8 protein-coding genes are annotated in these 7,598 nt (G+C 73.0%); 3 read left to right on the top strand and 5 right to left on the bottom strand.

Annotation, left to right across the window (positions count from 1 at the left end; all coding sequences use genetic code 11):
• On the bottom strand, positions 1-1,544 hold a 1,544-nt coding region (locus tag AC0666_RS01810), incomplete at its 3' end, for a DEAD/DEAH box helicase (RefSeq protein ID WP_478706991.1).
• A gap of 491 nt (positions 1,545-2,035) precedes the next feature.
• Between AC0666_RS01810 and AC0666_RS01805 the strand changes: the two genes are divergently transcribed.
• On the top strand, positions 2,036-2,794 hold the full coding sequence (locus tag AC0666_RS01805) for a ferritin-like fold-containing protein (RefSeq protein WP_361721950.1): 759 nt from the start codon (positions 2,036-2,038) through the stop codon (positions 2,792-2,794).
• Positions 2,795-2,926: 132 nt separating this feature from the next.
• Here AC0666_RS01805 and AC0666_RS01800 read toward each other — a convergent pair whose 3' ends face one another.
• The 4 genes from AC0666_RS01800 to AC0666_RS01785 all read right to left on the bottom strand — a co-directional run bounded on the left by AC0666_RS01800 (position 2,927) and on the right by AC0666_RS01785 (position 4,792).
• Positions 2,927-3,226, bottom strand: coding sequence for a hypothetical protein (locus AC0666_RS01800; protein WP_468582619.1), 300 nt, complete (start codon positions 3,224-3,226; stop codon positions 2,927-2,929).
• A 129-nt stretch (positions 3,227-3,355) separates the two neighbouring features.
• The gene (locus tag AC0666_RS01795; RefSeq protein ID WP_356845441.1) at positions 3,356-3,583 is read right to left on the bottom strand and encodes a DUF3107 domain-containing protein; all 228 of its coding nucleotides are present in this window, start codon (positions 3,581-3,583) and stop codon (positions 3,356-3,358) included.
• A 160-nt stretch (positions 3,584-3,743) separates the two neighbouring features.
• Positions 3,744-4,409 (bottom strand): TetR/AcrR family transcriptional regulator, encoded by a 666-nt coding sequence (locus AC0666_RS01790; RefSeq protein WP_361721946.1) that lies wholly within the window; start codon positions 4,407-4,409, stop codon positions 3,744-3,746.
• 167 nt (positions 4,410-4,576) lie between these two features.
• A complete protein-coding gene (locus tag AC0666_RS01785; RefSeq protein ID WP_361721943.1) occupies positions 4,577-4,792 on the bottom strand; it encodes a hypothetical protein in 216 nt (71 codons plus the stop codon).
• A gap of 145 nt (positions 4,793-4,937) precedes the next feature.
• Here AC0666_RS01785 and AC0666_RS01780 point away from each other — a divergent pair, with 145 nt between their 5' ends.
• Together AC0666_RS01780 and AC0666_RS01775 are read left to right on the top strand one after the other, a co-directional pair.
• The gene (locus AC0666_RS01780; RefSeq protein WP_468963213.1) at positions 4,938-5,918 is read left to right on the top strand and encodes an alpha/beta fold hydrolase; all 981 of its coding nucleotides are present in this window, start codon (positions 4,938-4,940) and stop codon (positions 5,916-5,918) included.
• Between the two features lie 5 nt (positions 5,919-5,923).
• The gene (locus AC0666_RS01775; RefSeq protein WP_468963214.1) at positions 5,924-7,381 is read left to right on the top strand and encodes a DUF3152 domain-containing protein; all 1,458 of its coding nucleotides are present in this window, start codon (positions 5,924-5,926) and stop codon (positions 7,379-7,381) included.
• The last annotated feature ends 217 nt before the right edge of the window (positions 7,382-7,598 follow it).

The following is a 7,598-nucleotide window of genomic DNA, read 5'->3' as shown; positions in this document are numbered from 1 at the left end:
CGCTTCGGCCTGACCGGGGCCTCCTCGACGGGAGCCGCCGGCGCCACCGGGGCCTCGACGACCGCGGCCACCGGGGCTGCCTCGGCCACCGGGGCTGCCTCGGCCACCGCGACCGCGGCGGACGCGGCCGACACGCGGGTACGGCGGCGGCGCGGCCTGCGCGGCTCGTCCGCGGCCGGAGCCTCGGCCGCCTCGGCTGCTTCCGCGACCGGGGTCACGGAAGCGGCGGAGACCTCGGCACCGCCGCGCGTACGGCGGCGCTGGCGCGGGGTCCGCGTACGGGCGGGACGCTCCTCGACCACCGCGGCAGCGGCGGCGGCCGGTCCGCGGCCGCCACGGCCACCGCGGCCGCCGGTCTCGCCCAGGTCCTCAAGCTCCTCGGCCTTCAGACCCTCCCGCGTGCGCTCGGCGCGCGGCAGGATGCCCTTGGTGCCGGCCGGGATGTTCAGCAGCTCGTACAGGTGCGGGGACGTGGAGTACGTCTCCTCGGGCTCGTGGAAGTCCAGCTCCAGCGCCTTGTTGATCAGCTGCCAGCGGGGGATGTCGTCCCAGTCGACCAGGGTGACGGCGATGCCCTTGTTGCCCGCACGGCCGGTGCGGCCCACCCGGTGCAGGAAGGTCTTCTCGTCCTCCGGCGTCTGGTAGTTGATGACGTGGGTCACACCCTCGACATCGATACCGCGCGCGGCGACGTCGGTGCACACCAGCACGTCGACCTTGCCGTTGCGGAACGCGCGCAGCGCCTGCTCGCGCGCGCCCTGGCCCAGGTCGCCGTGGACGGCGCCGGACGCGAAACCGCGCTTCTCCAGCTGCTCGGCGATGTCGGCCGCCGTGCGCTTGGTACGGCAGAAGATCATGGCCAGGCCACGACCCTCGGCCTGCAGGATGCGGGAGACGAGCTCCGGCTTGTCCATGTTGTGCGCACGGAAGACGTGCTGCTTGATGTTGGCGACGGTCACGCCCTCGCCCTCGGGCGAGGTGGCGCGGATGTGCGTCGGCTGCGTCATGTACCGGCGGGCCAGGCCGATGACCGCGCCCGGCATGGTCGCCGAGAACAGCATCGTCTGACGCTTGGCCGGGAGGTAGTTGATGATCTTCTCGACGTCGGGCAGGAAGCCCAGGTCGAGCATCTCGTCGGCCTCGTCCAGGACGAGCGCCTTGACGTGCGACAGGTCGAGCTTCTTCTGGCCGGCCAGGTCGAGCAGGCGGCCCGGGGTGCCGACGATGACGTCGACGCCCTTCTTGAGCGCCTCGACCTGGGGCTCGTACGCGCGGCCGCCGTATATGGCGAGGACGCGGACGTTGCGGACCTTGCCCGCGGTCAGCAGGTCGTTGGTGACCTGGGTGCACAGCTCGCGCGTCGGGACGACGACGAGGGCCTGCGGGGCGTCGGTCAGCTGCTCGGGCGCGGCCCGGCCGGCCTCGACGTCCGCGGGGACGACGACCCGCTCCAGCAGCGGAAGGCCGAAACCGAGCGTCTTGCCGGTTCCGGTCTTCGCCTGGCCGATGACGTCCGTGCCGGAGAGGGCGACGGGGAGGGTCATCTCCTGGATCGGGAAGGGGGTCACGATGCCGACGGCCTCAAGGGCTTCGGCGGTTTCGGGAAGGATCCCGAGGTCTCGGAACGTAGTCAGGGTGCTGCCTCTTCTGTGAGACGCGGCGCGAGGCGGCGAGGGGGGTCGTACCGTGCCGGGCTTGCAGTACTGCGCCCGCCCATGTTCGGGAGGGTCGTACGAAGCTGCGCGGGACCACTGGCCTTCGCTCAAGCGCTTGTGCCGCTGAGGGGGCCCCTCGTGGGAGGCGGTACGCATGTGCGTACGCATCACACCGAGGGCGGTCGGGTGGAGCCGATCGGGCCACCGACCGGGCATCCTCATTCGGATGGCCCGCCGAGTATCCGGCAGGCGCTTTACCACTGTACCCCGGAATCGCGCAGCTGTGTCGGGTGAATTCACCTGGTAGTCGCGTTTAGGTGGACCGGCCATGCCCGGACGTGGTGCCCTGGGCGGCGTTCCGGCGGGCTATTGTGCGGAGCATGTCGACCGTAGAAAACGCATCGCCCGCCGACGACAGCACGCCCGCCGAGAAGAGCGGGATCGCGGCCCAGGACTGGGCGACCGCCTCCGCTTCGCCGCAGTACCGGGCCGCCGTCGTGGACCTGCTCGGCGCGCTCGCGTACGGAGAGCTCGCGGCCTTCGAGCGCCTCGCGGAGGACGCGAAGCTCGCGCCCACCCTCGACGACAAGGCCGAGCTCGCGAAGATGGCTTCCGCGGAGTTCCACCACTTCGAGCGGCTGCGCGACCGGCTCGCGGCGATCGAGGTCGAGCCGACCGCCGCCATGGAGCCCTTCGCCAAGGGCGTCGACGACTTCCACCGCCAGACCGCGCCGTCGGACTGGCTGGAAGGCCTGGTCAAGGCGTACGTCGGCGACTCGATCGCCAGCGACTTCTACCGCGAGGTCGCCACCCACCTGGACACCGACACCCGCGCGCTCGTCGTGAGCGTGCTCGACGACACCGGCCACGGCGGCTTCGCCGTCGAGAAGGTCCGCGCGGCCATCGAGGCCGACCCGCGGGTCGGCGGCCGGCTCGCGCTGTGGGCCCGCCGGCTGATGGGCGAGGCGCTCTCGCAGGCCCAGCGGGTGGTCGCCGAGCGCGACGCGCTCTCCACGATGCTCGTCGGCGGCGTCGACGGGATGGCCGCGGGCTTCGACCTGGCGGCCGTCGGCGAGATGTTCACCCGGATCACCAAGGCCCACACCAAGCGTATGGCGGCCCTCGGCCTCGCCGCCTAGAAGCCTCACCGCCCGGAAGCCTCGCCGCCCCCGTGGACGGCCGTCAGGCCCGGGCGTACGTCGGCCCCGGCGCGCAGGATCGCCTGCGCACCGGGGCCGACGTGTGTCCGCTTCAGGGCCGGCGGCGGCCGGTCAACCCCGCGACGGGAGCGAAAACGGAGCCGGGCGGGATGATCGTCGCGGCCCGGCGCCCGGGCGCAGCAGCAGCGACAGCACCACCGTCGCCACCAGCACGGCGCCGACGAAGGTCGCGGTCAGGGTGTTGTGCCCCGGGCCCAGCGCGTACTGCGTGAGGAACGCCCCGAACAGGGCCCCCAGGGTCCCGCTGACCAGCACCACTCTCGGGGACGGCAGCCGCTGCGCGAGCACCCGCACGGCCGCTCCGGACAGGGCGAGGCCCAGGAGGGCGGAGCCGAGCGCTTCCATCAGCAGCATGAAGGCCTCCCGAAGATCAGGGGCAAACCAGGTCACTGCGGTCCTACCCGAAGCGGAAGAAAGGGAAACGGCCCGGTGGAATCAACCACCGGGCCGTTTCACCCAGTTCCCGAAGCGGCCGGAGCGTCAGAGCGCGCCGAAGCCGACCTTGCGCACGCTCGGCTCGCCCACGTCGACGTACGACAGGCGGTCGGACGGCACCAGGACCTTGCGGCCCTTGGTGTCGGTCAGGCTCAGCAGCGGCTCCGAACCGGTCAGCGCGGCCGTGACGACGCGCTCCAGCTCCTCGGCGCTCAAGTCGCTCTCCAGCACGATCTCCCGGGGTGCGTGCTGCACGCCGATCTTGACCTCCACGGCTTTGTCCCTCCGACGGTCCGTTGTGCGCGTGTCGCCGCGCCGTACCCGGTCCACATTAGCCCGGAGAGGGGACGGCGACCCGGCGCTGCGGACATGCTCGCAGCGAACAGCGCCGAGCCCGGAGCCGGCGCCGGTGCCCGGACGCCGGTGCCCGGACTCAGGACTGCGCGCCCTGTCCGCCCTGCCCCGCGTCCGTGCCGTGCAGCGGGAAGCCGGCGATACCGCGCCAGGCCAGCGAGGTCAGCAGTCCCACCGCCGTGTCCCGGGCGACCGGGCTCTCGCTGGACAGCCAGTACCGGGCCACGACCTGCGAGACCCCGCCGAGGCCCACCGCCAGCAGCATCGACTCGTCCTTCGACAGGCCGGTGTCCTCGGCGATGACGTCGGAGATCGCCTCGGCGCACTGGAGCGAGACCCGGTCGACGCGCTCCCGCACCGCCGGCTCGTTGGTCAGGTCCGACTCGAAGACCAGCCGGAACGCGCCGCCCTCGTCCTCCACGTACGCGAAGTAGGCGTCCATGGTCGCGGCCACGCGCAGCTTGTTGTCCGTGGTCGACGCGAGCGCGGTGCGCACGGCGAGCAGCAGGGCCTCGCAATGCTGGTCCAGCAGCGCCAGGTACAGATCGAGCTTGCCGGGGAAGTGCTGGTAGAGCACCGGCTTGCTGACTCCGGCACGCTCGGCGATGTCGTCCATCGCCGCCGCGTGGTAACCCTGCGCGACGAAGACCTCCTGGGCCGCGCCCAGGAGCTGATTGCGTCGGGCTCGGCGCGGCAGGCGCGTGCCCCGGGGACGCGCTGCCTCGGTCTGCTCGATGGCTGTCACGCCGCCTCCCACTTTCTCTAAGAACACAGTGCGCTCTGCGCCGCGCCGCCATCGTACTTTTCGGTAACCGAATCTGTAGGGTCCGAGCCGAGTTTTCTCGCTGTGCGGACCACCCTGAGGTGCTGGTCAGCGGGGCTCGGCGGGGTACTCGGCGGTAGCGTCGCCCGTCAGCGGTAGTCGTCCTCGTCCAGGGGCACCACCCGCGCCTGCTCGACGGCGTCACCGTCGGTCGCCTCGTCGCGGTCGACACCGGTGACCCGGTCGTCCTCGTCCGGCTGCACCTCGGCCAGCTGCTCCGCGGTGTCCGCTTCGGGTGCCTCCGCGTCGAGGGGATCCCGGAAACGGTCGTGGAAGCTGTCCGGCTCTGCGGGATCGACACTCATCTGGCTCCCCTTCTTCCCTCACCCCTCGTGGGCCTGCTCACCTATGAGCCTAGGAGGATCGCCAATACCCCGCTACGCGGATCCGCATGCGCCTGTGATGCCGAACACAAGAGTCCGGACGTGATCGTCTCGTAACATTGCCCCCATGTCTTCGACCGAGCTGCCGGGCCTACGCTCCACCGCCGAGCCGTCCTCCCAGGTGGGGGCCGCCCGCGTGGCGGAGGGCGAGCAGGTGCGCACCGTCGTGCTGCCCGGCCTGGAGCTGGCCGTACGGTTCCGGCCACCGCGCCGCCCCGCTCTGCCTCCGGCCCTGTTCGTGCACGGACTCGGCGGTTCCTCGACGAACTGGTCGGACCTCATGGCGCAGTTGGAGGACGAGGTCGACGGCGAGGCCCTCGACCTCCCCGGCTTCGGCTGGTCCCCGCCGCCCGCCAACCGGGACTACTCGCTGACGGCGATGGCCCGCGCGGTCATCCGCCACCTCGACGCCGCCGGACGCGGCCCGGTGCACCTGTTCGGCAACTCCATGGGAGGCGCCGTCGTCACCCGCGTCGCAGCCGTCCGGCCCGACCTCGTGCGCACGCTGACCCTGGTCTCGCCCGCGCTGCCGGAGCTGCGCGTGCAGAGGTCGGCCGTGCCCACGGCGCTGCTCGCGGTCCCCGGAACGGCCGCGCTGCTCGCCCGGCTGACCCGCGGCCTGACCGCCGAGCAGCGCACCAGGGGGGTGACGGACCTCTGTTACGGCGACCCCTCACGGGTGACGCCCGAGGGCTTCCGCCACGCCGTGGAGGAGATGGAGCGGCGGCTCGCCCTTCCGTACTTCTGGGAGGCGATGACCCGCTCCTCGCGCGGCATCGTCGACGCCTACACCCTCGGCGGCCAGCACGGTCTGTGGCGTCAGGCGCAGCGGGTGCTCGCCCCGACCCTGCTGATCTACGGCGCCCGCGACCTGTTGGTCTCGTACCGTATGGCGCGCAAGGCCGCCGCGGCCTTCCGCGGTTCGCGGCTGCTGTGCCTGCCCGAGGCCGGGCACGTGGCCATGATGGAGTACCCCGAGGTGGTGGCGACCGCCTTCCGGGACCTGCTGAACGAGTCCGCACGCACTACCGAAGACGGCAGAGGCTGACGACCGTGGGACGACATAGTCGCAAGGGCCCCGCCCCCGCCCCCGCCCGGCCGGCGCCGGTGCCGGAGCCCGCGGCGCATCCCGGGTACGGGGAGGACCTCCCGTACGAGGAGTACCGGCCGTACGGCGAGGACCTCCCCTCCGCGGAGCACCGGCCGTACGAGGAGCACCTGCCGTACGGGGCCCGCCCCGCGCACGGGGGACCGGCTGGCCACCGCCACACCGAACCGACCGTCAGCCACCGGGGATACGCGCCCCGGCAGTGGCCCGAGCCGGACGCCCGTCCCGCGGGCCACCCAGAGCAGCACGAGCCCGGGGGCGCCTGGGGCGGCCGGCCCGGGCCCCCCGCCTGGGGCCGCCCCGCCGACGCGGACCCGGACCGCGGCGCCGTACCGCGCCCGCGCCGCAGCACCGCGGCCGTCCTGGACACCGACACCCCCGCCTTCGGCACGCCCGCGGTCGGCTTCCCGCAGGTCACCCTGCCCGCACAGGCCGTTGCGCCCGAACTGCGCACGCCCCCCGCGGCAGCCGACCCCGTCGCCTCCACCGGCTCGCACTGCCGGGTGCCCGGCCCGCGCGTCCCGCAGGCGCCGCGGACGCCCGAGGAGACCCCCGGCGAGGAGCGGACCGGCTCCGGCCGCGGCCGCAAGGCCCGTATGTACACCGGCATGGCCGCCGTGGCCGTGAGCACCGTGATCGCCGTGGTCGTGGCGGTGCACATGGCCTCCGAGGGACAGAGCGCGACGAGCGCCACGCGGTCCGCCGGCCAGGTGCCGGACCGGGCCCAGCCCGGGCAGTCCGCCGCCTCCCGGTCCGACGGCCGGCCGACCCCGCAGGCGCCGGTCGCCGCCGCGCCGGAGCTGTCGTACGAGCAGAAGATGGCCCAGCAGTTCCCCATCGACGAGAAGCTGAAGGGGTCGGGGGTCTTCGACACCGTGCCCGGGGTGGCTCCGGCGCCCGGCAAGGGCAAGGTGGTCCGCTACCGGGTCGACGTCGAGCAGGGGCTCGGCCTGGACCCCCAGCTGTTCGCCGAGGCCGTCCACCGCACGCTCAACGACGACCGCAGCTGGGGTCACGGCGGGGTGAAGACCTTCGAGCGGGTGCCGGGCGGCGAGGCCGACTTCGTGATCACCCTCGCCAGCCCCGGGACCACCGGGGTGTGGTGCGCGAAGTCCGGGCTGGACACCACGGTCGACAACGTCAGCTGCGATTCCGCATCCACCGACCGGGTGATGATCAACGCGTTCCGGTGGGCGCAGGGCTCGGCGACGTACGGCGCGGACCAGATGTTCGCCTACCGGCAGATGCTCATCAACCACGAGGTCGGCCACCGGCTCGGGCACGGGCACGTGAACTGCCAGACCCCGGGCGCCCTCGCGCCGATCATGCAGCAGCAGACGAAGTCGCTCGACATCGGCGGCATCCAGTGCAAGCCCAACCCGTGGGTTTTCCCCGGCAGTTGACCCCGGCTCCGGCAGGTCCGGCACGGGGGCCGGGGGACCCGGGGCGCCGCCCCCGGCTCTAGCGCGCTCGAACGCGGACCGTACGGGAAAGTTACGACTCTTCACCCCTTCCGGTGGCGGGGCCGGCAACCCTACGGAGGGCCCCCCGCGCCAAAGGATGTGTTGTACCCCGGGGGGGGCCCCCGCCGGGGGGCCCCGCCCGCAAACGGAGGAACGG

It is taken from the genome of Streptomyces sp. NPDC043680, from assembly GCF_056436685.1.
Note: the sequence above shows the minus strand (reverse complement) of the source record. Positions and strands in the feature narration are given on the sequence as shown.

Coding starts and splice junctions, on each gene's coding strand:
- AC0666_RS01805 (WP_361721950.1), top strand. CDS start 2,036: ATGTCGACCGTAGAAAACGCATCGCCCGCCGACGACAGCACGCCCGCC.
- AC0666_RS01780 (WP_468963213.1), top strand. CDS start 4,938: ATGTCTTCGACCGAGCTGCCGGGCCTACGCTCCACCGCCGAGCCGTCC.
- AC0666_RS01785 (WP_361721943.1), bottom strand. CDS start 4,792: ATGAGTGTCGATCCCGCAGAGCCGGACAGCTTCCACGACCGTTTCCGG.